Source organism: Nonomuraea sp. NPDC050680 (genome assembly GCF_040654555.1).
In the GTDB taxonomy this organism is placed as follows: Bacteria; Actinomycetota; Actinomycetes; order Streptosporangiales; family Streptosporangiaceae; genus Nonomuraea.
In genome coordinates, this window is record NZ_JBFAIF010000005.1 from 211197 (window position 1) to 236295 (window position 25099).

The 25099-nt window shown below is 68.6% G+C and carries 23 protein-coding genes; 13 read left to right on the top strand and 10 right to left on the bottom strand.

Annotated features, from left to right (window positions below):
* Positions 1–247 precede the first annotated feature (247 nt).
* On the top strand, positions 248–1963 hold the full coding sequence (treS, locus tag AB0H88_RS20925) for a maltose alpha-D-glucosyltransferase (protein ID WP_357646756.1): 1716 nt from the start codon (positions 248–250) through the stop codon (positions 1961–1963).
* Here the strand turns inward: treS and AB0H88_RS20930 are convergent.
* Genes AB0H88_RS20930 through AB0H88_RS20940 form a run of 3 tightly spaced genes read right to left on the bottom strand, consistent with a single transcriptional unit; the run spans position 1955 to position 5447 of the window.
* On the bottom strand, positions 1955–4222 hold the full coding sequence (locus AB0H88_RS20930) for an FtsX-like permease family protein (RefSeq protein WP_357646758.1): 2268 nt from the start codon (positions 4220–4222) through the stop codon (positions 1955–1957). The genes treS and AB0H88_RS20930 overlap by 9 nt on opposite strands.
* Complete coding sequence (locus tag AB0H88_RS20935) at positions 4219–4944, bottom strand: ABC transporter ATP-binding protein (protein ID WP_357646759.1); 726 nt, start codon at positions 4942–4944, stop codon at positions 4219–4221. Before AB0H88_RS20935 ends, AB0H88_RS20930 begins: the two co-directional genes overlap by 4 nt.
* Complete coding sequence (locus tag AB0H88_RS20940) at positions 4941–5447, bottom strand: PadR family transcriptional regulator (RefSeq protein WP_357646761.1); 507 nt, start codon at positions 5445–5447, stop codon at positions 4941–4943. The genes AB0H88_RS20935 and AB0H88_RS20940 overlap by 4 nt, the downstream gene beginning before the upstream one ends.
* Before the next feature lie 128 nt (positions 5448–5575).
* Between AB0H88_RS20940 and AB0H88_RS20945 the strand changes: the two genes are divergently transcribed.
* The 8 genes from AB0H88_RS20945 (at position 5576) to AB0H88_RS20980 (ending at position 13448) form a co-directional block, all read left to right on the top strand.
* Positions 5576–6823 (top strand): ABC transporter substrate-binding protein, encoded by a 1248-nt coding sequence (locus AB0H88_RS20945; RefSeq protein WP_357646763.1) that lies wholly within the window; start codon positions 5576–5578, stop codon positions 6821–6823.
* 7 nt (positions 6824–6830) lie between these two features.
* On the top strand, positions 6831–8156 hold the full coding sequence (locus AB0H88_RS20950) for an extracellular solute-binding protein (RefSeq protein WP_357646764.1): 1326 nt from the start codon (positions 6831–6833) through the stop codon (positions 8154–8156).
* 11 nt (positions 8157–8167) lie between these two features.
* Positions 8168–9547: an ABC transporter permease subunit gene (locus tag AB0H88_RS20955; protein ID WP_357646766.1), complete on the top strand. Its 1380-nt coding sequence runs from the start codon at positions 8168–8170 to the stop codon at positions 9545–9547.
* Complete coding sequence (locus tag AB0H88_RS20960) at positions 9544–10443, top strand: carbohydrate ABC transporter permease (RefSeq protein WP_357646768.1); 900 nt, start codon at positions 9544–9546, stop codon at positions 10441–10443. Before AB0H88_RS20955 ends, AB0H88_RS20960 begins: the two co-directional genes overlap by 4 nt.
* Positions 10444–10565: 122 nt before the next feature.
* Positions 10566–11933 (top strand): M1 family metallopeptidase, encoded by a 1368-nt coding sequence (locus AB0H88_RS20965; protein ID WP_357646770.1) that lies wholly within the window; start codon positions 10566–10568, stop codon positions 11931–11933.
* Positions 11934–12002: 69 nt separating this feature from the next.
* Complete coding sequence (locus AB0H88_RS20970; protein WP_225290308.1) at positions 12003–12680, top strand: uracil-DNA glycosylase; 678 nt, start codon at positions 12003–12005, stop codon at positions 12678–12680.
* A 10-nt stretch (positions 12681–12690) separates the two neighbouring features.
* Complete coding sequence (locus AB0H88_RS20975; protein WP_357646772.1) at positions 12691–13014, top strand: hypothetical protein; 324 nt, start codon at positions 12691–12693, stop codon at positions 13012–13014.
* Positions 13015–13157: 143 nt separating this feature from the next.
* On the top strand, positions 13158–13448 hold the full coding sequence (locus AB0H88_RS20980) for an MTH1187 family thiamine-binding protein (protein WP_357646773.1): 291 nt from the start codon (positions 13158–13160) through the stop codon (positions 13446–13448).
* A 47-nt stretch (positions 13449–13495) separates the two neighbouring features.
* Here the strand turns inward: AB0H88_RS20980 and AB0H88_RS20985 are convergent, their stop codons facing one another.
* Entirely contained in the window at positions 13496–14206 is a 711-nt protein-coding gene (locus AB0H88_RS20985) for a helix-turn-helix domain-containing protein (protein WP_357646775.1), read from the bottom strand.
* A 178-nt stretch (positions 14207–14384) separates the two neighbouring features.
* On the opposite strand from AB0H88_RS20985, the gene AB0H88_RS20990 reads away from it, so the two are divergent.
* The 3 genes from AB0H88_RS20990 (at position 14385) to AB0H88_RS21000 (ending at position 18168) form a co-directional block, all read left to right on the top strand.
* Positions 14385–15566 carry a cytochrome P450 gene (locus tag AB0H88_RS20990; protein WP_357646777.1) on the top strand — a complete coding sequence of 394 codons (1182 nt, stop codon included), beginning with the start codon at positions 14385–14387 and terminating at the stop codon, positions 15564–15566.
* A gap of 3 nt (positions 15567–15569) precedes the next feature.
* A complete protein-coding gene (locus tag AB0H88_RS20995; protein WP_357646778.1) occupies positions 15570–16394 on the top strand; it encodes an oxidoreductase in 825 nt (274 codons plus the stop codon).
* A gap of 178 nt (positions 16395–16572) precedes the next feature.
* Positions 16573–18168, top strand: a complete 1596-nt coding sequence (locus AB0H88_RS21000) for an FAD-dependent monooxygenase (RefSeq protein WP_357646780.1) — start codon at positions 16573–16575, stop codon at positions 18166–18168.
* A 115-nt stretch (positions 18169–18283) separates the two neighbouring features.
* Here the strand turns inward: AB0H88_RS21000 and AB0H88_RS21005 are convergent, their stop codons facing one another.
* The 4 genes from AB0H88_RS21005 to AB0H88_RS21020 all read right to left on the bottom strand — a co-directional run bounded on the left by AB0H88_RS21005 (position 18284) and on the right by AB0H88_RS21020 (position 21155).
* Entirely contained in the window at positions 18284–19105 is an 822-nt protein-coding gene (locus AB0H88_RS21005; RefSeq protein WP_357646782.1) for an ABC transporter permease, read from the bottom strand.
* Entirely contained in the window at positions 19102–19308 is a 207-nt protein-coding gene (locus AB0H88_RS21010; RefSeq protein WP_357646784.1) for a hypothetical protein, read from the bottom strand. The genes AB0H88_RS21005 and AB0H88_RS21010 overlap by 4 nt, the downstream gene beginning before the upstream one ends.
* A 72-nt stretch (positions 19309–19380) precedes the next feature.
* Positions 19381–20310 (bottom strand): ABC transporter ATP-binding protein, encoded by a 930-nt coding sequence (locus AB0H88_RS21015; protein ID WP_357646786.1) that lies wholly within the window; start codon positions 20308–20310, stop codon positions 19381–19383.
* Between the two features lie 47 nt (positions 20311–20357).
* Complete coding sequence (locus tag AB0H88_RS21020; RefSeq protein ID WP_357646788.1) at positions 20358–21155, bottom strand: ABC transporter permease; 798 nt, start codon at positions 21153–21155, stop codon at positions 20358–20360.
* A gap of 62 nt (positions 21156–21217) precedes the next feature.
* On the opposite strand from AB0H88_RS21020, the gene AB0H88_RS21025 reads away from it, so the two are divergent.
* Positions 21218–22342, top strand: coding sequence for a winged helix-turn-helix transcriptional regulator (locus AB0H88_RS21025; protein ID WP_357646790.1), 1125 nt, complete (start codon positions 21218–21220; stop codon positions 22340–22342).
* Between the two features lie 102 nt (positions 22343–22444).
* Here AB0H88_RS21025 and AB0H88_RS21030 read toward each other — a convergent pair whose 3' ends face one another.
* Both AB0H88_RS21030 and AB0H88_RS21035 read right to left on the bottom strand, forming a co-directional pair.
* Positions 22445–23395: a hypothetical protein gene (locus AB0H88_RS21030; protein ID WP_357646792.1), complete on the bottom strand. Its 951-nt coding sequence runs from the start codon at positions 23393–23395 to the stop codon at positions 22445–22447.
* A 337-nt stretch (positions 23396–23732) separates the two neighbouring features.
* On the bottom strand, positions 23733–25007 hold the full coding sequence (locus AB0H88_RS21035) for a hypothetical protein (RefSeq protein WP_357646793.1): 1275 nt from the start codon (positions 25005–25007) through the stop codon (positions 23733–23735).
* Between the last annotated feature and the right edge of the window lie 92 nt (positions 25008–25099).

The window sequence follows — 25099 nt, forward strand, 5'->3', positions numbered from 1 at the left end:
CATCACGGTTACACAGTGATCTCGTGGGTATTAACTCGAGCACAGCACAAGCGGGTTCCGGAAAGCCAACGGGCTGGTAGTGTTCGGCCCGTAAGCGCCGCACAAGCGGGCACCGGGTCACAAATCCGGTCCGTTCAGGGCATGAGGTTCGCAGGGATGACGACCTCAGGCGGCGCGGTCACCAGCTAGTTAGCGCCGGGGAAACCGGTGACTCCGTCCTGCCCACATCTCCTTCTGTGAGCGACATATGATCAACGCATCCCCAACACCGGAGCCGATTTCCGAGGCGTTCGTCTCGGAAGATCCCTCCTGGTACAAGCGGGCGGTGTTCTACGAGGTTCTTGTCCGAGGGTTCAAGGACTCCAACGGCGACGGCACCGGAGACCTGCGTGGTCTCACGGAGAAGCTCGGCTATCTGGAATGGCTGGGCGTCGACTGCCTTTGGCTACTGCCCTTGTACGAGTCGCCGCTGCGCGATGGCGGGTATGACATTTCCGACTACATGAAGATCCTTCCGGACTTCGGGGACCTCGGGGATTTCGTCCATCTGATCGAGTCGGCGCACGAGCGCGGGCTGCGGATCATCACCGACCTGGTGATGAACCACACGAGTGACCGTCATCCCTGGTTCCAGGCGTCGCGGCACGACCCGGAAGGGCCGTACGGCGACTTCTACGTGTGGTCCGACGAGCCGAGCGGCTTTCCCGACGCCCCGATCATCTTCATCGGCGCGGAAGAGTCCAACTGGACCTATGACCCCGTGCGCAAGCAGTACTACTGGCACCGCTTCTTCCACCACCAGCCGGACCTGAACTATGACAACCCGGCTGTGCAGGAGGCCATGCTGGAGGTGCTGCGCTTCTGGCTGGACCTCGGCATCGACGGCTTCCGGCTGGACGCGGTGCCCTACCTGTTCGAGCGGGAGGGCACGGCGTGCGCGGGGCTGCCCGAGACGCACGCGTACCTGAAGAAGGTCCGCGCCGAGGTCGACCGCCTCTACCCGGACCGGGTGCTGCTGGCCGAGGCCAACGGCTGGCCCGAGGACGTCGTCGAGTACTTCGGCGACCCCACCGTGGGCGGCGACGAGTGCCACATGGCCTTCCACTTCCCGCTCATGCCGCGCATCTACATGGCGGTCAAGAAGGAGACGCGCGAGCCGATCTCGGAGATCATGTCGCGCACCCCCAAGCTGCCCGACACGGCCCAGTGGGGCATCTTCCTGCGCAACCACGACGAGCTCACGCTCGAGACGGTGACCGAGGAAGAGCGCGACTACATGCACAGCGAGTACGCCAAGGACCCGCGCATGCGGGCCTACCTGGGCATCCGCCGCCGGCTCGCGCCGCTGCTGGACAACGACAGGGACCGGATCGAGCTGTTCACGGCCCTGCTGCTGAGCCTGCCGGGCTCGCCGATCATGTACTACGGCGACGAGATCGGCATGGGCGACAACATCTGGCTGGAGGACCGCGACGCGGTGCGCACGCCGATGCAGTGGAGCCCCGACCGCAACGCCGGCTTCTCCTCCGCCGACCCGGGGCGTCTCTACCTGCCCGCGGTCATGGACCCGATCTACGGCTTCCAGGCGGTCAATGTCGAGGCGCAGCAGCGCAGCGAGGGCTCGCTGCTCCACTTCACCCGCCGGATGCTGGAGATCCGCCGCAGCCACCCGGTGTTCGGCCTCGGCGCCTACACCGAAATGTGGTCCTCCAACAACAGCGTGCTCACCTACGTCCGCGAGTACGGCGACGACGTCATGCTGTGCGTGAACAACCTGTCGAAGTATCCCCAGCCGGTGGAGCTCGACCTGCGCCGCTTCACGGGCATGACGCCGGTGGAGGCGCGGGGCGGGGTGCACTTCCCGGTGATCGGCGAGCTGCCCTACCTGCTCACGCTGCCGAGCCACGGGTTCTACTGGTTCGCGCTCAAGAACCTCAAGAAACTTGAGAGTGCCTCAGCGTGAGGTGACGGGCACCTGGGCGCGGGCCGCGCGGCGGGCCGGGATGAGCGCGACCGCGAGCGCCGCGCCCACGGCGACCAGCACGGCGACGATCAGCGTGAGGACCGAGGGCGGGCGGCCGATGCCCGCCCCGACTCCGCTGGTATAGCCCTGGAGGTCGATCAGCCCGGTCACGACCGAGGCCCCGGCCGCCGTGCCGGCCACGATGCCCAGCACGACCAGCAGCCCGGTGCCCGTCACCAGGGTGGCCATCACCTGCCGCGGGGTCAGCCCCATCGCCTTGAGCACGGCCAGATCGAACGCGTGGTCGCGCAGCCCCAGGGCGCTGGCCGTGAGCAGGTTCGCCAGGCCGATCAGCGCCAGCACCGCGATCAGCGCCACGATCACCACTCGGATGACAGACAGCCGGTCGGCCGGGTTGACCACCCGCTGCACGTCGAGGCTCTCCCCCGAGGCCGCCAGCAGCCTGTCGCGCACCTCGCCGGGATCGACGCCCTTGCGCAGCGCGAGGGCGTAGAACTCGGGGGGCACGGAGTCCTTGGCCGCCAGGCTGTCCAGCCCCACGGAGAGCACCTCGCCGTCGAGGTCGGGCTCCACCGTGCGGCCGACGATCCGCACGATCAGCGGCGAGCCGCCGACGGTCAGCCGGATCCGGTCACCGATCCTGGCGCCGAGCAGGTTGAGCAGCCCCTGCCCCGCGACGGCCTCGCCGGGTTGGCCGTACATGCGGCCTTCGACGACCGGGAACGGGTACGGGTCGGCCGAGCTGCCGATGGCCCGGACCCTGACCGATCGGGCCGCGCCGGGGGCCAGGGCGTTGACGTCGGTGCCCGCGTAGACGCTCTGGACGGCCCTGTCGGACTCGGCGATGCGCTGGGCGTCGGCCGCCTCCAGCTTGCCCGGCCGGACGTACAGGCTGGCGTGCTGGCCGACCTGCTCGGGGTGGCTGAGGAAGTTGTCGAGCGTGGCCCAGACGCCGAGGCCGATCGTGATCATCATCATCGGCACGGCCAGGCCGAACGCGGTCAGGAACGCGGGCAGCCGCCTGGTGAAGGCGTCGCGGGTGCCGAGGATGAGCGCGGGTGGCAGCCGTACGAGCAGGCCCAGCCTGGCCAGGCGGGACAGGTGGCCGCGCGGCGGCGCCGCGGGGGCGCCCGGGATGGGCGGCGTGCGCCCGCCGCGCCAGGCGGGCACCCCGACCGCGGCGAGCACGGTCAGCGCGGTTCCGCCGACGATGGCCAGCACGGGCACGGGCGCGACGGAGGTCGTGCCGAGCACCGCCACCGTCACCGCCCATCCGGCGAGCGTGCCGACGCCCACGCCGAGCAGGCCGAGAGCGCCGTGCTCGACCAGGAGCAGCAGGGCGACCTGGCCCCTGGTGAAGCCCATCGACTTGAGCGTGGCCAGGTCGCGCAGCTGGCCGAGCACCCGCCCGCCGGCCGCGTTGGCCAGCGCCAGGGCGGCGGCGACCAGCCCGACCACGCCGAACAGCGCCAGCAGCGTGCCGAGCAGCCGGTTGTCGAGCTCCATCGCGGCCCGTACCTCGCGCCAGGTGTAGACGCGCTGCAACTGGTCCTCCAGCATGACCACGACGCGCTGGGAGACGACCTGGGTGGCGTCGGGGTCGGCCAGGCGCAGGCCGGTCACCCACTCGCTGCGGCCGAGCATGGGCTCGATCCGGTCGAGCGTCGCCGGCAGCACCCAGGCCAGGCCGGGCGTCCATTCGGGGTAGAAGCCCTGCTCGGCGGAGTCGGCGATGCCGCGTACGTACAGGGTGTGGCGCTCGCCGCTCAGCGCGATGATGGAGAAGGCGTCGCCGAGCTTGAGCCGTAGCGCCCTGGCGAAAGAGCGCTCGACCACCACGCCGTCGGACTGGGCGGGGTCGAGCCAGCGGCCCTCGGCCACGACCGGGTGCGCCACCCGGGGCGGCGTGGCGGGCATCGCGCGCAGCGCCGCGGGCTCCTTCTTGCCGTCCTGGACCACGGTGACGGGCGCGGATCTGTAGGGTCCGGCGGTCTGGGTGACCCCGTCGATGCCGCCCAGCCCGACCTGGGGGCTGTCCTTGGTGTAAAACCACACGTGGGCGCCGTCGGTCTGGGCGAACAGGCTGCGCCACGGGTTGGTGCCGTCTTCCAGCAGGGTGACGGCGGTGATCAGCGCGGCCACGATCCCGGCCACGGCGAGCACGGTGAGCAGCGCCTGGCCCCGCCTGGCCCGCAGGTCGGCCCTGATCCACCGGCTGCCCGCCCTGGCCGTACTCATCGGAGGTCGATCACCTCGCCGGCCGTCCCCGTACGCCTGCGGGCGATCCGGCCGTCGTCGACGATCGTGCCGTCGAACAGCGACACCAGGCGGTCCGCGAGGGCGGCCACGCGGGCGTCGTGGGTGACCATGACGATGCTCTGGCCGTCCTTGTGCACGTCGCTGAGCAGCCGGAGCACGTCGCGGGTGTTGCGGCTGTCGAGGTTGCCGGTCGGCTCGTCGGCCAGCAGCACGCTCGGCTGGTTGGCCAGCGCGCGGGCCAGCGCGACCCGCTGCTGCTCGCCGCCGGAGAGCTGGCCGGGCGCGGCGTCGGCGCGTTCGGTGAGGTTGAGGGCGCCCAGGAGGTTCTGGCGGCGTTCGCGGGCGTCCCGGGGTGAGGTCCCGGCCAGCAGCGCGGGCAGCTCCACGTTGTCGGCCACGGTCATGTTGGCGACCAGGTTGAAGAACTGGAAGACGAAGCCCACCTTCTTGCGCCGCAGCAGCGCCCAGGCGCTCTCCGACAGCGTGTCGACGCGCTTGTCGTCGAGCCAGATCTCACCGCTGGTGCGGGTGTCCAACCCGCCGAGCATATGTACCAGTGTCGACTTGCCCGACCCCGACGGCCCCATGATCGCGACGAACTCGCCCGGCTCCACCTGCAGATCCACCCCTCGCACAGCCGGTACGGGCACCGCGCCGTCGGAGTAGATCTTCACCAGGTTGACGGTCTTGATCACGCTCATGCCAGATCCTCCTGGCACCGTGCCAGCCAGTCCAGGTCGGCCTGGAGGTGCAGCATGGCCCCCTCGATGAGCAGGATCGCCACGCTGTCGGCGGGCGCCGTGCGGGCGAGGAGGTCGTTGAGGTCGCTCATGAGCGAAAGATAGTGCCGGCGCTGCCGGTTGATGAGGGCCATCCGGTCGGCGATGCCGGTGAGCGGGGCCAGCACGAGCTTCATGAAGAACTCGTCGCGCACCCGCGGGCCCTCGGTCGGCTCGTCCACCCAGGTGGTGAGCACGTCGCGGCCCTTGGCCGTCAGGTAGTAGACCTTCTTGTTCGGCCGGTTGGACTGTTCGACGTCAACGGCCCTGACCAGGCCGTCCTTCTCCAGCCTGCCGAGGGTCACATAGATCTGGCCGATGTTGGGAGAGGGATAGGCGCTGCCGAAGGTCTGCTCAAGGGCCTGTTTGAGCTCGTACCCGTGGGCAGGTTCCTTGGCCAGGAGCGCCAGCAGGTGCAACCGCAAGCCCCACCTCCCCCTTGTGTTACGGATGCGTTACGCGGTTCTCCGTTGACCGCCAGATTACATGTGTGCATAACATGAATGCATCTACCTAACACGAATGTAATCCTTCTGAACTGGGAGGTCATCGGGTGCATCGCTCGTTGCCGATCATGCTGGCCGTCTCCCTGGCGGCCGGGTGCGCGGCGACGGGTGACGAGGCCGGCGGCGATACCGGCACGGGCGGCACCGGCCCGATCACCTTCGCCACCGGGCGCGACACGACGGCGTACCTGCAACCCCTGCTGGATCGCTGGAACCAGGCCCACCCGGCCGAGAAGGTGACGCTCCTCGAACTGCCCGAGGCCGCCGACGAGCAGCGCGCGCAGATGGTGGCCAATCTCCAGGCCCGGAGCAACCGCTACGACGTGCTCGGGCTGGACGTGGTGTGGACTGCCGAGTTCGCGGAGAACGGCTGGATCATCCCCCTGGAGCGCGGGCTCTTCCCGCTCGACAGGCTCCTGCCGCCCGTCGTGGACACGGCGGTCTACAAGAACAAGCTCTGGGCGGTGCCGTACACGAGCAATGCCGGCCTCCTCTACTACCGAAAGGACCTGATCAAGAAACCGCCGCGCACCTGGGCGGAGCTTCGCGAAAAGGCCCTAGAGGTGACGAAAAAGCATGACATCGAGGGTTATGCCGGGCAGTTCCTTGCGTACGAGGGGCTGACCGTGAACTTCTCCGAGGCCGTGCAGTCGGCGGGCGGGCAGATACTCAGCCCCGACGGCACGGAGGTGACCCTTGACCCGGCCAAGGCCAGGATCGCGCTGGACTTCCTCATCCAGGGCCTGCGCGAGGGCTGGATCCCCAAGGAGTCGCTGTCGTACAAGGAGGAGGAGTCCCGCCTGGCCTTCCAGGAAGGGCGGCTGGCCTTCGCCCGCAACTGGCCCCACGCGTACGGGCCGGCGACGGCCAAGCTCGGCGGCAAGTTCGCGGTGACCAGGCTTCCCGGGCTCAACGGCCCGGGGTCGAGCACGCTCGGCGGAGTCAACCTGGCCGTCAGCGCCTACTCCAAGCACCAGCACACCGCCCAGGAGTTCATCCGCTACTTCACTGGCCTGGAGAACGAGCGGCGGGTGCTCACCGACGGCTCGTTCCCGCCGGTGTGGACCGAGCTCTACGACGACCCGGGCCTGATCAAGCGCTTCCCCTACCTGCCCGTACTCAAGGAGAGCATCCTCGCCGCCAAGGCGCGGCCGGTCAGCGCGAACTACAACCAGCTCAGCCTGGTGATCGCCAGCTCGGTCGCCAAGGCGCTGAGCCCTCCCTACACCGAGTCCGCCGACGACGTCGCGGTCTCCATGAAGTCCGAACTGCAAGAGATCATCAGCACACAGTGAGGCAGCCATGCGAAAAGCCAGAGCAGCAGCGATCCTGGCCGGGCTCGCGGTAGCGGTCGCCGCCTGCGGAAACGCGCCGACGACCACCCAGCCCACAGCGTCGGGCTCGGCGCCGGCGAGCGACGGCGGGGGCAAGACGCTCCAGGGCGTCAAGCTCGAGATCGCCGCCAAGTGGACCGGCGAGGAGCAGAAGAACTTCGAAAAGGTGCTCAAGGCTTTCTCCGACAAGACCGGCGCCACGGTCACCTATGCCTCCACCGGTGAGGACACCGGCGCCTACCTCGGCCCGCGCATCCAGGGCGGCAGCCCGCCCGACGTGGCGGTCCTGCCGCAGCCGGGCCTGGTGCAGCAGTACGCCAAGCAGAACGCGCTGAAGCCGCTGACCTCCGAGGTCACCAAGGAGATCGACACCAACTACACGCCGTACTGGAAGGAGCTGGGCTCCGCCGACGGCAAGCCCTACGGTGTGCTGATCAAGGCCGCGCACAAGTCGCTGGTCTGGTACCGCGCGCCGGCGTTCGAGGACGCGGGCGTGCAGCCACCGACGAACTGGGACGAGCTGGTCAAGGCGGCCCAGACGATCGCCGACTCCGGCACGGCGCCGTTCTCCCTCTGCGGCGCCTCCGGCTGGACGCTGACCGACCTGTTCGAGAACGTCTACCTGTCGAGCGCGGGCCCGGAGAACTACGACAAGCTCGCCAAGCACGAGATCCCGTGGACGGACGCCAGCGTGGCCACGGCTCTGCAGAAGATCCAGCAGATCGTGGGCAAGAAGGAGTTCGTCCTCGACGGCAGCTCCGGCGCGCTGCAGACCGACTTCCCGACCTGCGTGACCAAGGTGTTCGGCCAGAAGAAGGCGGCCATGGTCATCGAGGCCGACTTCGTCGCCACCCAGGCGACGCAGGACGGCGCCAAGGTCGGCGAGGATGCCAAGATCATCCCGTTCCCCAAGTCCGGTGACACCGCTCCGGTCGTGCTGGGCGGCGACGTGGCGGTCGCGATGAAGGACTCCCCCGGCGCCATGGCGCTGCTGCAGTTCCTCGCCTCCAAGGAGGGCGGCGAGATCTGGGCCAAGCTGCCCGGCTACCTGTCGCCCAACAAGAACGTCTCCCCCGACAACTACCCGGACCCGCTGACCAAGCAGCTCGGGCAGACGATCATCTCCGCCGGTGACGCCGTCCGTTATGACATGTCCGACCTGGCGCCCAGCGCCTTCGGCGGCACCGACGGCAAGGGCGAGTGGAAGGTGCTGCAGGACTTCCTGCGCAACCCGAGCGACATCAAGGGCGCGCAGACCAAGCTCGAAGATGAGGCCAAGAAGGCCTGGAAGTAAGAGGTAAGGCCGTGACCGAAAAGGTGGACGGCCCGAAGGCCCCGCGCGAGGACGACACCTCGCGCGGGCCCGCCTCCGGACCGGCTGAAACCCCCCGCACGCAACGACGCCTCGGCCCTTCGCCGACGGTCGCCATCGCCTTCCTCCTCCCCGCGGCCCTGCTGCTGGGAATCTGGGTGGTCTACCCCATCGTCTATTCGATCTTCCGCAGCCTGTTCGACGCGAGCGGCAGCGGATTCGTGGGCCTGGGCAACTACGCCACGATCTTCACCGACGCGGGCATGCTCACCACGATCAGGAACAACCTGATCTGGGTGGTCGTCGCCCCGATCGTGGTGACGACGCTGGGCCTGATCTTCGCGGTGCTCACCGAGCGCATCAAGTGGGCGACCGCGTTCAAGCTGATCGTCTTCATGCCGATGGCGGTCTCGCTGATGGCCGCGGGCGTGATCTTCCGGCTCGTGTACGACGAGGACCCGGGCAAGGGCGTCGCCAACGCCGTCCTGACCACGGTGCACGACACGTTCTCCTCCTCCCAGGGCTACCCGGACGCGCGGCCCCGTGAGGGCGACCAGTCGGGCGTCGTGGCGGACAAGGGCGCGATCGTCACCAAGCAGCCCGTCCAGCCGGGCCAGCCGGTGCTGATCCCGATCGTCGGCATCAAGCCGAACATCATGCCGAGCGCCGCCCAGCCCGCCAAGGCCGCGCCGCCGGGCAACGCTCTGTCCGGAACGGTGTGGTTCGACTTCACCCCGGGCGGTGGCGGCAAGAACGGCACGCCCGACGCCACCGAGAAGGGCCTGCCCGGCATGACCGTGGAGGCGGTCAAGGACGGCCAGGTGGCCGGCACCGCCACGACGGCCGACGACGGCTCCTTCCGCTTCACCGGGCTGGCCGCGGGTTCCTATGTCGTACGGCTGCCGCAGTCGAACTTCGAGGCGTCCTACCACGGCCTGACCTGGCTCGGCCCGACGCTCATCACCCCCGCGATCATCGGCGCGTTCGTCTGGGTGTGGGCCGGGTTCGCCATGGTGCTGATCGCGGCCGGGCTGGCCGCCATCCCGCGCGACTCGCTGGAGGCGGCCCGCATCGACGGCGCCACGGAGTGGCAGGTGTTCCGCCGGATCACCGTGCCGCTGCTGTCACCGGTGCTGCTCGTCGTCTTCGTGACGATGATCATCAATACGCTGAAGGTGTTCGACCTGGTCTTCATCATCGCGCCGCCATCGGTCCAGCCGCAGTCGAACGTGGTCGCGCTGGAGATGTGGCGGGTCTCGTTCGGCGGCGGGAACAACCAGGGGCTGGGCAGCGCGCTCGCCATCTTCCTGCTCATCCTGGTCCTTCCCTTCATGATCATGAATATCCGCCGGTTCAGAAGGGAAGACACATGACGACGGCAACCGCCCCGGCTCCTGCCGGGGTCCATGCGGGCGCTCCCCGCCGGAGTGTGATCACACGCATCGCCGACCGTCTCGGCGGGGGCGCCGTCCAGGTCGTGATGGTGCTGCTGGGCCTGTTCTGGCTGGTCCCGACGCTCGGTCTGATGGTCGTCTCGCTGCGCACCCCGGCGGTCAACGGCGCCGAGGGCTGGTGGACCGTCTTCACCAAGCCCGCCGAGCTGACCATCGAGAACTACAAGAACCTCCTGGCCAGCGGCTTCACCAGCTCTTTCTGGAACACCGTGTTCATCACGGTGCCGACCACGGTCCTGGTGATCGGGATCGCCGCGATGGCCGCCTACGCGTTCGCGTGGATGGACTTCCCGGGCCGTGACCTGTCGTTCCTGATCGTGGTCGGGCTGCTCATCGTGCCGATCCAGATCGCGCTGATCCCGGTCGCCATCTTCTACGGCGGCGTCGGCATCTTCGGCACGATCCCCGGCGTGGTGCTGTTCCACGTGGCGTTCGGGCTGCCGTTCGCGATCTTCCTGCTCCGGAACTTCTTCGTCGGCATCCCGGCCTCCCTGCTGGAGGCGGCGCGGATGGACGGGGCGTCGGAGGTGAAGATCTTCGTGCGGGTGGTGTTCCCGCTCGGCAAGCCGGCGATCGCTTCGCTGGGCATCTTCCAGTTCTTGTGGGTGTGGAACGACATGCTCATCGCGCTGGTCTTCGCCGACACGAGCAACCAGCCGATGACCAAGGCACTCCAGTCTCAGATGCGGCAGTTCGGGTCGAACGTCGACATCCTCTCGTCGGGCGCCTTCCTGTCGTTGATCATCCCGCTGGTCCTCTTCTTCGCCTTCCAGCGTTACTTCGTGCAGGGCATGATGGCCGGTTCGGTGAAGTAGCTCCGCATGTGCCAGCCAGATGCGGGGGCATGGGCACCCGCCTGCCGAGGGGGTAGGCGGGCGCCCGTAACGCTCCCGCTGACGCGCAGAGGATTGGCGGCGGCGCGTCTTAAAATTCAGCCATGAAGCTCCTCGCGGCGGCGGTCGCCACCTCCCTCGCTCTCAGCGCCGGCTCCATCGGTGTGGGCACCGCCCCCGGCGCTGAGGGCGCAGGTGATCCGTACTTCCCCAAGCAGGGCAACGGGGGCTACGACGCCACGCACTACGACCTCGCGCTGGGCTACGATCCGGGGTCCGACCAGCTGAGCGGCGTGGCGACGATCACCGCCCGGGCCACGCAGGAGCTGAGCCGCTTCGACCTGGATCTCGTCGACACCCTGACCGTGCGGTCCGTGGTGGTGAACGGCGCGGCGGCCGCGTTCCGGCGCAGCGGTCCTGAGCTCGTGGTCACCCCGCCCGGCAGGCTGGCCTCCGGGCGCCCCTTCTCCGTCGTGGTCCGGTACGACGGCAAGCCGACGTACGTCGTCGACCCGGACGGCTCACACGACGGCTGGATCCGTACGGATGACGGGGTGTTCAACGCCAACGAGCCGCAGGGGGCCATGACCTGGTATCCCGGCAATCACCACATGACGGACAAAGCCACGTACCGCTTCACGGTGACCGTGCCGAGCACGCGGGTCGCGGTGGCGAACGGCGACCTGGTGTCGCGGACGTCCCAAGGCGGTCGCACGACGTACGTGTGGGACGAGAGGGAGCCGATGGCCAGCTACCTCTCGACCGTCACAATCGGCAAATTCCAACTTTCCGACACCAAGATCGGAAATTTCCGCGTAATCACCGCTGTGGACCCGCGGAACGCTGCGAAAGCCGGAGACTTCGCCAAGCGCCACAAACCCATCCTTGACTACTTCGGCTCGCTCTTCGGCCCCTACCCGTTCTCCTCGACCGGCGGCATCATCGACCGCGCGTCGGACGTCGGCTACTCGCTGGAGACGCAGACCCGCCCGATCTACCCCCAAGTGCCGGGCGAGCCGCTGCTCTCCCACGAACTCGCCCATCAGTGGTTCGGCGACGCCGTGACGCCGACCCGCTGGAAGGACATCTGGCTCAACGAGGGCTTCGCCACCTACGCCGAATGGCTCTGGCAGGACAAGCTGGGCACCAAGAAGCTCCAAGACTCCTTCGACGAGGCGTACAGCCGTACCCCGGAGGACGAGTTCTGGCAGACGCCCGCCGCCGACCCGGGCGGCGCTGCCGGGCTCTTCAAGGACGCCGTCTACTCCCGCGGCGCGATGACGCTGCACGTCCTGCGCGGCGCGGTCGGCGACCGCGCGTTCTTCACCATCCTCAGGACCTGGGTCAACGATCACAAGTACGGCAACGCGGACACCGCCGCCTTCATCGCCCTGGCCCAGCGGGTCTCGGGCCGGGATCTCGGCACGCTCTTCGACCAGTGGCTGTTCCAGCGGGGCAAGCCCACGCTGTGATCATTCTGGTACGGCCGCCCACCGGATTCGGAGCGCGAGCCGTACCAGACCTGGCTAAGCTCAACAGCCATGGCCAGTCGTCCCTTGAACGAAGTCGTCGAAGCCGGATGGGCCAGTGCGCTGGAGCCCGTCTCCGAGCGCATCTCCCACATGGGCGAGTTCCTCCGCAATGAGATCGCCGAAGGCCGGCAATACCTCCCCGCGGGCGCCAACGTACTGCGCGCCTTCAACCAGCCCTTCGACGAGGTCAAGGTGCTGATCGTGGGCCAGGACCCCTACCCCACGCCCGGTCACCCCATCGGGCTGTCGTTCTCCGTCGCCGCCGACGTGCGGCCGCTGCCCGGCAGCCTGCTCAACATCTACAAGGAGATGGAGACCGACCTCGGGCTGCCGCGGCCGTCCAACGGCGACCTGACCCCGTGGGCCGACCAGGGCGTACTCCTGCTCAACAGAGTGCTCACCGTGATGCCCGGCAAGCCCGCCTCCCACCGGGGCAAGGGCTGGGAAGAGGTCACCGAGCAGGCCATCCGCGCGCTGGTGGCGCGCGACAAGCCGATGGTCGCGATCTTGTGGGGCCGCGACGCGCGCAACCTGGCGCCGATGCTCGGCAGCGTGCCGCGCATCGAGTCCGCGCACCCGTCTCCGCTGTCGGCGCGCAACGGATTCTTCGGCTCCCGGCCCTTCAGCCGCGCCAATGAGCTCCTAGTTCAGCAAGGCGCCGGTCCTGTCGAGTGGAAGCTGCCCTAGCATCTTCGCCATGAGTGATAACGAGAAGTTCCTGCGCCTGACGGTCGAGCTGACCGTCGAGGTGCTCGACGTGGACGCGCTGCAGGCCGCGGCGCTGGCCGAGATCCGGCACCCCGACGCCGACCTCACCGAGGAAGAGCGGGCCGAGCAGGTGGAGCTCGTCAACTCCGACGACACCGGCGCGTCGGCCCTGCAGTGGCTGATCGAGCCGGACCACGTCCTGCAGCTCGTCGACCACATCGACGAGATCGAGCCGCGCGAGGCCGTCCTGGGCGTCGAGCCCTCCGACGGTCCTAGCGAGGAAGAGGAAGAGGACGACCACGAGCACGCCTGAGTCCAGGGCGGGCCACGAGTGTCTGTTCGGTCGGCAGTATCGATCGGCATCGTGGCCCGCGCTGTGAGTTGTGCGCCAGCATGTTGTGAGTCGCGCGCTGGTGCGCCGTGACTGTGATCTGCGAGCTGTGAGGGGACACTGAATTGATCGTCGCGTTCTCGATCACGCCGCTGGGCGTCGGCGAGGGAGTCGCCGAGCCGGTCGCGCGCGCCGTCAAGGTGGTGCGGGAGAGCGGGCTGCCCAACCGGACGGACTCCATGTTCACCACCATCGAGGGTGAATGGGACGAGGTCATGTCGGTGGTCAAGCAGGCGGTGGACGCGGTGGCCGAGGTGGCGCCGCGGGTCAGCCTGGTGCTGAAGGCCGACCTCAGGGCCGGGGTCACCGACGGCATGACCACCAAGATCGAGTCCCTCGAACGCCACCTGTCCTGACCGGTGCCCTTGGGCTGGGGTCGGTCAGACAGCCAGTCGACCCTGGCCTAGTTGGCGAGGGCGTGCCGCCAGTGCTCGGCGGCTTGGGCCATGTCCTGGTGAAGGTGCTGGAAGAATTGGCTGGCGGTGTGCATGCGGGAGCCCGCCGGGTTGGTCACGCCGTAAAGCTGGGCGCCCTGCTGGGTGAAGTCCGCCCACAGGGCCATGCCCTGGAGGCTGGCCAGCCAGGCCTGATAGCAGACGTGGTCGTCGATCAGGTACCTTTCGCGCCGTCCCTGGCGTTCGCGGGCGACCAGCCCGCGCTGGCCGAGCCAGGCGACCGCCTTGGAGACCGAGGCGGGGCTCACCTGTAGCCGGGCGACGAGTTCGGCGGCGGTGGCGCCGCCGGTATCGCTGACGAACAGGCAGACGAGGACCCTGGCCATCATGGCCGGGATCCCGGTCTGGGTCATCATCGTCGCGAAGCGCTCCTCGAAATCCCGCCCCGATTCCGGGTCCCACCCCGGCGCGTCCGCGTGGGCGACGGGCGCGACGGGCGCGACCTGCGCGACCGGCCGGTGGCGACGGGCCCGCCACTGAGTGGCCTGCTGGGCCTGGTTGGCCCGGTAGCGGTGGTGTCCGCCGTTTCGGGCGACCTCGCGAATGATCGTGGACTTGGACCGTCCGAGCCGGCGGGCGATCTCGGCGTACGGAAGGCCCGCGGTCAACCCGGCGGCGACGCGCTGGCGCTCCTCGTAGGCCAGACGGCCTCCTGCCATCGTCACTCCTCTCCTCCGCGGCGGGCCGATCATGCCTGCCGGTGCATTCAGCTTCAGAGTCAACGCATCGACCGCGCCGCTTCTAGCTCGGCTTATCGCTGCGACTTGTTGTTTCTGATGGAACCACATTCCTAGCGTTTCGCTCATCGCAAACACAGCACACGACAAGGAGACTGCGGTGAGCGCAACATTGCCGACCGAGCGGCGCGCGGACCACCCGTTCGACCCGCCCACGGGATTGGCCGAGCTCCGCGAGCATCGCCCGCTGAGCCGGCTGGCCTACCCCGACGGTCACAAAGGCTGGCTGGTCACCAGCCACGCCCTGGTGCGCGAGGTGCTGGCCGACTCGCGGTTCAGCGTCCGGGCCGAGCTACGGCACATGCCGATCCCCGGGGTCCCGGACAGCGACCAGCCTCCACCTCCAGGGATGTTCGGCGGCATGGACGCGCCGGAACATACGCGCTACCGCCACCTGCTCACCGGGAAGTTCACCGTTCGCCGCATGCGCCGGCTGAGCGAGCGGGTCACGCAGATCACCGAAGAGCACCTGGCCGCGATGGAGCGGCAGGTCGGCCCGGTGGACCTGGTGACGGCCCTGGCGCAGCCGGTCCCCGCGCAGATGATCTGCGAACTGCTCGGCGTGCCGTACCAGGACCAGGCGCGATTCCAGCAGCACACGCTGGACCTGTTCCGCCTGAACGCCTCGCCGGAGGAACTGGCGGCGGCCTACGGAGCGGTGCACGCGTTCGTCCAGGAGCTGGTCGCGGCCAAGCGCGTGGCCCCCACCGACGACCTGCTCAGCGACCTGACCGAAACCGATCTCACCGACGAGGAACTGGTCAACATCGGCTTCGTGCTGTTGGGCGCCGGTATGGACACCACGGCCAACATGCTCGCGCTCGGCGTGTTCGCGCTGCTCGTCCACCCCGGCCAGCTCGCCGCCCTGCGCGCGAACCCCGACATCGCCGACCGCGCGGTCGAGGAACTGCTGCGGTACGCGAGCATCATCCCGTTCACCATCCGCACGGCCCTGACCGACGTGGAACTGAACGGTGAGGTGATCAAAGCCGGGGAGACGGTCACCATCTCGGTGCCGGCGGCCAACCGCGATCCCGCGCATTTCGCCGACCCCGACACCCTCGACCTGGTCCGCTCGACCAGCGGGCACGTGGCCTTCGGCCACGGCGTGCACCAGTGCCTCGGTCAGCAGCTCGCGCGAGTGGAACTGCAGGTCGCGCTGCCCGCGCTGGTCACCAGGTTCCCGGACCTGCGCCTGGCCGTCCCGGTTCAGGACGTGGCCCTGCGCACCGACATGGTCATCTACGGCGTGCACGCGCTGCCCGTCGTCTGGGGGGTGTGACCCATGCCGAAGGTCTGCTTGATCACCGGGGCATCGGCCGGTATCGGTCTGACGACCGCCCTGGAACTCCTGCGCGCCGGCCACGTCGTGTACGGGGCTGCCCGGCGCGTACGGAAGATGGACGTCCTGCGCGAGGCCGGAGGGCACGTTCTGGAGATGGACGTGCGCCACGACGCCGACCTCGACCGGGCGATCGCCACAATCCTGGAGGAGCAGGGCCGGATCGACGTTCTGGTCAACAACGCCGGAACGGTCCTGCACGGCGCGGTCGAGGACGTACCCCTGGACCGGGCGCGCGACCAGTTCGAGGTCAACGTCCTGGCTCCCGCCCGATTGATCCAGCTCGTCCTGCCACACATGCGCGAACAGGGATCCGGGGTGATCGTCAACGTATCCTCGATCGGCGGCGAGATCAGCCTGCCGCTGGGCGCCTGGTACTACGCCGCCAAACACGCCCTGGAGGCCCTCTCCGACACGCTGCGCATGGAGGTCGCGCCGTTCGGGATCAACGTCGTGATCGTTCAGCCCGGCATCATCAAGACCGAGTTCGAGGACCAGACCGCCGCGCAACTGCGCGACCACTCCGGGCTCGGCGCCTACCGTTCGATGGCCGAGGCGATGGCCGAACGCAGCGAGAACGGGCTCGCCGAGGGCTCCGATCCCCGGGTCGTCGCCGAGGCCATCCGCGCGGCAGTCGAGTCCGACGCCCCGCAGACCCGCTACGCCGTCGGCTGGCTCGCCGACAAACTCCTGGAGCTCAACCGGACCCTGCCCGACCGCGAGTTCGACGCACTGGCGAGCCGCTCGATCACCGGAGGCACAGCATGAAGACCACCATGGTCAACCGTTGCGGCCCCCAGCCATCTGCCTCCGGTCCACCGCTCACGGGGTTTCGCCCTTCCGCCCTCTAGTACATTTCGAGATATGTCTTGACCCGTCCTGAAGACGCGACATATCGTGTTGCTCGACAACAACGCGATACTACGCGTTCCAGGAGGTGGGTTGAGTGCACGAGCGAGTACCCGTTCTTGTCGTCGGCGGCGGTTACGCCGGGCTGAGCGCGGCGGCGCTGCTGGCATGGCGCGGAGTGCCTGTCATGCTGGTCGAGCGGCACCCCAGTACGTCGGTCCAGCCCAAGGCGTTCGGGGTGGGACCCAGAGCCGTCGAGTTACTACGGCCGGTGCCCGGGGTCGAGCAGTCGCTGCGCGACATCTGGCAGGGCATCGGTGACGGCATGCGCATCGCGATCGCGGCGAACCTGGCCGACCCGAACCCGCACATGATCGTGACCGGCGACACAGAGGACTTCGCCTTTCTCGCCGACATCACGCCCGCGGCCCAGGTGGGCGCCCCGCAGGCGGAGGTCGAGCGAGTGCTGCGGGCCAAGGCCGAGGAGCTGGGGGCCGACCTGCGGTTCTCCACCGAACTGGTCTCGCTGGAGCAGGACGCCGAGGGCGTCACGGCGGTCATCCGCGCCGACGGGGTCGACAGTGTCGTACGGGCCGACTACGTGGTGGCCGCCGACGGCTTCCGCAGCCCGCTCCGTACCCAGCTCGGCATCCCTGCTTCGGGGAAGGGCGAGCTGGGCCTGATGTGCTCGATCATGTTCGATGCCGACCTGACCGGGCTGGTACGCGAGCGCGAGGTCACCCTCTGGTACCTGCAGAACGAGGTCTTCACCGGCGCCATCGTGACCGGCACGGGCGTGGGCGCGCACGTGGTGGGGGTCAACTATGACCCCGCCAAGGGTGAGAGCGAGGCCGACTTCACCGAGGAGCGCTGCGTCGAGCTGGTACGGGTGGCGACCGGCGTGCCCGACCTCGACGTACGCGTGCTCGACAAGACCACCTTCGCCATGGCGCACGTCCTGGCCGACCGCTACCGCGACGGGCGGGTGTTCCTGGCCGGCGACGCGGCCCACACGATGCCGCCCACCGGCGGGCAGGGCGGCAGCACGGCGCTCCAGGACGGCTGCGACATCGCGTGGCGGCTCTGGCTGGTGGCGACCGGGCAGGCCGGACCGGATTTCCTCGACACCTACGACGCCGAACGCCGTCCCATCGGCACGCTGATGGCCGACGCCCAGCTCGCCAACCTCGGCCACCGCATGCCTCCGGCGATGCGTACCGAGTACCCGGAACCGCTCGAAGACCCCATGGCCGCCATGATCGGATACCGCTACCACTCGACGGCGATCCTGGCCGAGCCCGACGACGACGGGGCGATCCTGGAGGATCCGCGCGTACCGACCGGGCGTCCGGGCAGCCGCGCCCCGCACGTGCCGCTCGACTGGGACGGGCAGCTGATCTCGACCATCGACCTGTTCGGATCCGGTTTCGTACTGATCGCCGGGCCTGGGGGGCAGCACTGGATGGACGCGGGGCGGCTGATCAAGGAGCGGCTGCGCATCCAGCTGACGCGCGTGCTGGTGGATGAGGAGCTGATGGACGTCGAAGGCTGCTGGACGGAGAGGTACGGCGTGGACAGGGGTGGCGCCGTGCTGATCCGGCCCGACGGCTACGTCGCCTGGCGCTCGCCGTACGCCGACCCAGACCCCGCGACCACTCTCGAAGGGGTGCTCCGGCAGGTGCTCAACCGCTGACGGCGCCCCAAGAGGCGCGCCATCTGTCGCTGGCGCGGCCACTCGGTTTCCTTGGTCGCCTCGGTTACCTTGGTCGCCTCGGAAGTGGCGCAGCCGCCCGGTCCACCTGGTCGCCTCAGAAGAGGCGCAGCTGCCCGGTTCGTTGCGCTCGTGCCTCTCCCAGCCGGAGCGCGACGACCGCCGCGAGCAGCAGGACTCCGGACAGTGCTGCCAGCCCGGCCAGTTCCCCGGCCAGGTCGCCCATGCCCTGCCCGTCGAGCAGCGCACCACGTACGACCGCCAGGCTGCCGGTGAGCGGGAGCGCCGAGCCGACGGCCCGGATCCAGCCGGGCAGCGCGAACACCGGCAGCCGCACCCCGCTGGCGAACCACATCGGATCATCCAGCAGCGTGTAGAGGAAGGCCGCGTCCCTGGAGAAGATCAGCAGGCTGTTCAGGAACGCCCCCCACGCGACCGCGGGCACCAGCATGGCCAGGAAGACCACCGCGTACATGGCGGGGTGGGCCACGTTCACCACGTCCAGCAGCGTGAACATCGCCACCGCGAAACACACGAACAGCCAGGCGTTCTGCACCAGCGCGCCGAACCCGTTGGCGACGACCACGACCAGCCGGTTCGCGGGTGACAGGAAGAGGAGTTCCAGCGTGCCGGTCTGGCGCTCGAAGGAGAAGTGCCAGGCCGACTGCACCAGCGAGAAGAAGAACGTGAACCCGAGCGCGCCCGTGGCCAGGAAGGCGAGCAGCCGTTCCGGGTCGGCGGCCAGCGGCCAGCGCTCGGCGATGCCCGGCGTCGCGGCCAGCGGCCGGAGCGTGTAGTAGGTCTCGGCGAGCTTCAGCAATGGCCAGACCAGCATCGAGAGCAGGACCAGCTTGCTGCCGAAGATCTGGCGATGCTGCTTGAGCGCCTCGGCCCGCATGACCTTCACCGCGTGCCTCATGTCATCACCTGCCACCGGCTGGTGCGGTTGCCGAGCGCGCAGGCCGTACATCCGGTGCCGGTCTCCGTCCGGCACCACACCGGAGCCGCACCCACCTCCGCGCGGGTCCACGGCGGGGTGACGCCCATCCGGGGGCGGCACCATGTCGACGTCACGCCCATCCCCGTGCGGCACGGCGACCAGCTCGTGTGCGGCGCGATCATGCGACCACCTCCAGGGAACAGTCGCTCAGCGCGATCATGCGACCACCTCCAGGGAACGGTCGCTCAGCGCGATCATGCGACCACCTCCAGGGAGCGGTCGCTCAGCGCGAGGATCGCGTCCTCGAGGGACGGCTCGACGATCTCCAGCCCGCCGAGCGCGCCGCCCGCCTCGATGATCGTCGTGGTCAGCTCCCCGGTCAGGTCGTCCGGATGGTTCAGCTCGACCACCCCGCCCGGCGCTACCCGTACGCGGCTGTCGAAGGCCCGTACGGCGGCCTCGATCTGGGGCGACAGGTTCGTGACCGTGACCCGGACCGTACGATGGCAACCGGTCTGGGCCATCAGCTCGGCCGGCGAGCCTGCCGCGAGGTGGCGACCGTCGCCGATCACGTACACGTGCTCGCAGAGCTGCTCGACCTCGGCCAGGTAGTGGCTGGTGAGGAGCACGCCCTTGCCCCGCTCGGCCAGCCCGGCCACGACCCTGCGCAGGTCACGGGCGATCGGCGCGTCGAGCCCCAGCGTGGGCTCGTCGAGCAGAAGGTAGTCGGGGTCGTTGATCAGGCCCCGGGCGATGGACAGGCGCTGGGTCATGCCGCGCGAATACTGTTCGACACGGGTGGCGGCGGCGTCCGTCAGACCGACGAGTGCTAGCAGCTCTTCGATGCGCGGCTTGAGGACCTTTGTGGGGATGTCATAGAGCTGGCCGAAGTACCAGAGATTCTCCCGGCCGGTCATCCGTGCGTAGACCATGCGCTCGCCGCCGGCGATCAGGTTGATCCTCTTGCGTACGGCATGCGGCTGTTTGACCGGGTCGAGGCCGCCCACGCTGACGGTGCCGGACGTCTGCCGGAGCAGAGTGGACAAGATCTTGATGGTGGTGGTCTTGCCCGCGCCGTTCAGCCCGAGCAGCCCAGTGACGCGGCCGCCAGGGATCGACAGGTTCAAGCCGTCAACGGCCACCTTCGCGCCGAACTCCTTGCGCAGGTTCACTGTCTCGATCACCAATAATTCCTTTCACCAATAATTCCGCTCATCAATAATTCCGCTCATCAATAATTCCGTTCCATGGCCCTGCGCTCCGCCCAGGGCATCGCGAGAAATCCGGCGGCGGCGTAGGCGAGACCGAGCACGACGGCGACGGCGAGGCGCTCCGGGTTCAGCCCGGTGCCGCCGGTGAAGACACCGCGCACCACGTCCATGGCGGCCGTCACCGGCACCACCTCGCCTAGCCATCGGACCGCCTCAGGCAGGTACTCCCTCGGAAAGGTGAACCCGGACAGCAGGGCGATCGCGTGAAACACACTGTTCTGGGTGATGTGCGCCTCACCGGCGACGATCATCACGTTGCTCAGCACGGCCGACATCCCGAACACCGCCAGAGCCAGCCCCGCTACGGCCAGTACCGCGTCCACCGCCCCCGTCGGCGCCGGCCGTACCCCGAACAATGCCGCGCACCCGAACAACACGGCCACCTCTACCGCCACCGCGGTGAAGGCGAACGCCGAGAACCCCAGCAGGTACGGCAGGCGCCGCGCCGGAGCGACGAGCAGCGCGCCCATCGTGCCTTCGCGCTGCTCCTGGATCATCGCCTTGGCGATCCAGAGGATGCCGTGGACGACGAACATGTACGCGCCGGCGCCCACGGCGATGTACCCGAGATAGTCGCCGGTGCCCGCCTTTCCGCGGAACTCCGCGGATATCTCCCCGCCCGCCACGGCCCGCAGCCCCAGATAGGCCAGCCCGATGGTGAAGAAACCCAGCAACAAGGTGCCGATGAAGTATGACCATGGGTAAGCCCGCCTGGTCACCAACCACGACCGTCTCAGGGTCGCCCATGCCACGCTCATAAGTCTCCTTTGGGAACTTACTGAGTTTCTATCAGAGACTCACTTGACGGTAAAGTCGGGGAATGGCCAGAGAGCTGCGCTCGCAGGACGCCGACTGCTCGATCGCCCAGGCGGCCGCCGTGATGGGCGATTGGTGGAGCCTGCTCATCGTCCGCGAGGTGACCCGCGGCCACCGCCGATTCGACGACCTGCTGGGCGAGCTGGGCATTTCCCGCAAAGTCCTCACAGAACGCCTCAAGCACCTGGTGGAGCATGGGGTGCTGACTCGTGAGCCGTATCAGAGCGGCCCGGTGCGGTACGAGTACGTACTCACGGACGCCGGCTGGGCACTGGCGCCCATGCTCATCACGATGCAGGACTGGGCGGACCGCTGGCTCCTCGGCGACGGCACCCTCACGGGTGTGGCGGCCCCACGAAGCCCAGAAGCCGCCCGCGTCCACGCCCTACTGGGCACCCAAATCCCGGGCTCGCTACGCCTGCCCGCCGCCATCAACCGTCTACCGGTCACCACTGACCAGACCAACACCATTGACCTGACCGACGCCACTGACCAGACCGACGCCACTGATCACATCGGCAGCGCCAACCGCACCGGCAGGGCCGACCGGGCCGACCGGGCCGACAGCGCTAACCAAGCCGGTAGCACTAGCCAGGCCGGTAGCGCCAACCGCCTATCGTTCACCACTCACTCGAACGGCACTGGCGTCCACACGCAAGCCACAACCGACCCCACCGATCGAACGGCGTCGCTCGATGTGGTGGCGGATGCGCGGGCGACGGTCCTGTTCGCGTATCCGTCGACGGGCATGCCCGCGCCGCTACCGCCCGGCTGGAATCAAGTCCCTGGAGCAGCGGGCTGCACGCTGGAGAACCGTATCTTCCGCGATAGGCATCCCGAGTTCGCCGCCCATGACATCGCCATCCTTGGAGTGAGCACGCAACGCCCCGACGAGCAGGCCGCCTTCGCCGCCGCTGAAGACATCCCGTTCCCCCTGCTCTCGGACATGGACCTGCGCCTGGCGGCGGCTCTCCGCCTCCCCACCTTCCGCGCCGGCCAGGCCCTGCGGCTCAAGCGCCTGATCCTGGTCGTGGACCGTTCCCGGGTGATCCGCCACGTCATCTTCCCCGTACTGGACATCCCGGCCGCCATCACCGAGGCATTGACAGCCGCCGAAGTTATCAGCTGAGCAACGCAAACACCTGACGATCCTCGTCCAGCGCCCCCTCCGGCCATCCCCCCGATCCTCGAACGGCGCCCCCTCTCGCCATCCCCGAGGCTCGCCGGGGGATTAGCTGGCGATCAGTTGCTCTCGCTCCGCCAGCAGTGCTCTGTGCTGGGCTTCCAGTTGCGTTCTGCGGCTGGCCAAGGCCTGTACGGTCTTGGCGACCCACTGGGAGATCGAGGCCACCTCGTCGCGGGTCTTGTTGATGCGCTGGTGTTTGAGCGCGTCAGTGATGATGTTGTCGAAGAACGAGTCCACGAACCACCGCGTGTCCACCTTGGGCATCTGGAGGTCGGCGACCCATCCGATGTCCGCCAGTTCGCGGGAGAAGACGTCGAGCGCTCGCTGGGCGTGCCAGGCCGCCTGGTCCGCCCTTGACAAGTGGCCGTGTTCGATCGCGTCGGCTAGGACACCGCCACCGAGCATGTCCCAGGTCGACGCGCCGCGTGCCTTGTTCAGCAGCATCAGGACGACGCCCAGCGCCTCGCGCGCGGCCGTGCCCGCTTGCCAGGCTTCGACATGTTCCCTGATGTCGGCTTGTGTGTCGGCCAGCTTCTTCGATGTCCCGAGCAGCTTCCGACCGCGTTCCTTGTCTAGCCCGATCAGGAGCCGCTCCTTGTCGGCCAGCAGCTTCTCGTACGCCTGATGTACCCCCGAGATCGAGGCCAGTTCGCGGTCGGTGCCCTCCAGGTCGGCGGTCAGATCGTCGAGCCGCCTCCGCTGGCCGTGCAGCCGCTCCCAGGCGGCCTCGGCTTCGGCTCGTTCCCTCGCCAGCCTGTCCTCTTTGGAGCCCGCGACGGGGGCGGCGAGCAGGGCCAGGAAGGCCCCGAGCCTGCCTTCGAGGCGGGCGACGTCATGCTGCTCTTTGGCCAGTTGCGTCTCCAGCCGGCCGGTCAGCTCGGTGACCGCCCGGATCTGGTCGGCTGTCGCCTGCCGCTGGGTGGTCAGGTGGTCGAATCGGCGAATCTGCTCGCGGGACTCACGTAATTTACGGTCAACGTCTGCGAAAGCGTCCACATGGGTTCTACGAATGGCGGCCATACGGGGTTCCTCCAAAGAGGGTGTCGACCGGTTTACACCGCCAGGGCTGTGGGCTGGGGGCTATGGGCTGTGGGCTATGGGCTGTGGGCTATGGGCTGTGGGCTATGGGCTGTGGGCTGGGGGCTATGGGCTGGGGGCTATGGGCTGTGGGCTATGGGCTGTGGGCTGGGGACGGGTCCGTCAGCTCACCGCCAACGACAGCCGACAAGTCGCATGCCAGGGTTGCCGTGGGCTGGTGCGGGTCTACCTGGTCACTGCCGATGATGGCCGACAGGTCGCATGCCGGGCTTCCTCCCAGAAGGTGTAAGCCGGTCTATGCCACGAGAGCTGGGGACGGGTCCGTCAGGTCGCAGCCGATGACGGTCGGCATGTCGTGGGCGGTGCGGTGGGTGGCGCACAGCCAGTCGTTGAGGGAGCCGGTGAAGCTCGATGGTGGGCCCACCTTGAGGTGGGTGACCTGGCCTGTGCCAGGGGGTGAGTCGGTCCTGAGGTAGGCGACCTGGCCCGCGCCCGGAACCTGCGCGACCTTGAGCCGGCCGATGCGGCCGATGCGGCCGTGGCTGGTCGGGTCGGTGCCGCAGGGGGTGAGGTGGACCGTGAACGGTGAGCCGCCATGCCCGGCTGAGGTCGCTATTCGGACGTGGTCGTCGATCGCGCGCTCGGTGGCGTCCGGGTGGGTCGCGACGAAGGCCAGGTGATCGGTGACGAGGTGGTGTGCCACTCTGCGGAGCAGGCTCGTGGCGCACAGGCTGTGGGCGCAGGCTGCGCCGTCCAAGGTGATCTCGGGCAGGGCGAAGCGACGCAGTCCCCGGGAGGTGACGCGCAGACAGTCGCAGGCGCCGGTGTCAGCCGGGTCCCATGGTGGGCAGGTGGCGTCCCCGTGCACCTGCACGTCCCAGCCCAGCCAGTCGTCAGCCAGCCGGAACATGGGCGGCTCACCGACTGCCGGAAAGGTGACCGGGTCGTCTCCCCGCCGACGACCGACCGCCCCGGACACCGGCCCCCCGACGACCGACCCGAAAGCCGACCCGAGAGCCGACCTGGATACCCGCCCGGACATCGGCCTAGAGACCGGCCCGGACACCGACCCAGAGGTCGCCCCGGACACCGGCCCAGAAGTCGGCCCGGACACTGGTCCAGAGGTTGGTTGAGAGCCGCAGGATCTGGGTGATGGCGAGGGAGCGGTGGGAATGTCGGTGTGTCGATCGCAGGTGAGCAGTGTGATGCCGGTCAGCGGATCTATGACCAGCCCTTCGCACTCCTGCGCCACCGCGCGCGCCGCCGCGCGGGCCACCTGGATGCTGGTGGGCAGCGTGTGCGGGGGTGCTGTCGTGGAGACCACGACATGCTGCTGGGCTCGGCGGAGCAGGTGGCGCTCCTCGATCGCGAGCGTGACACCGGCCGGTCTCCAGGGGGAGCGGTGATGGGTGACGGTCAGAAGCGGGCTGCCCAGAGCCGCGCTCACTGCCCGTCTGTAGGGCCTGCCGACCCGCCATGGCACGAACGACTCGATGTCGAAAGGGACGCGCTCGACGGGGACGATGAAGTGAGACGTCAGGCGGGCAGGCAGGGGCAAAGTGATCTTCACGAGAGCCTCCGGATGTGCGGTGGGGCACCAGGATCGGAGATCGGGAGGTGGAGGCGTGGAGGCGAACAGCGTTCTGGGGATAAGTTTCGGCA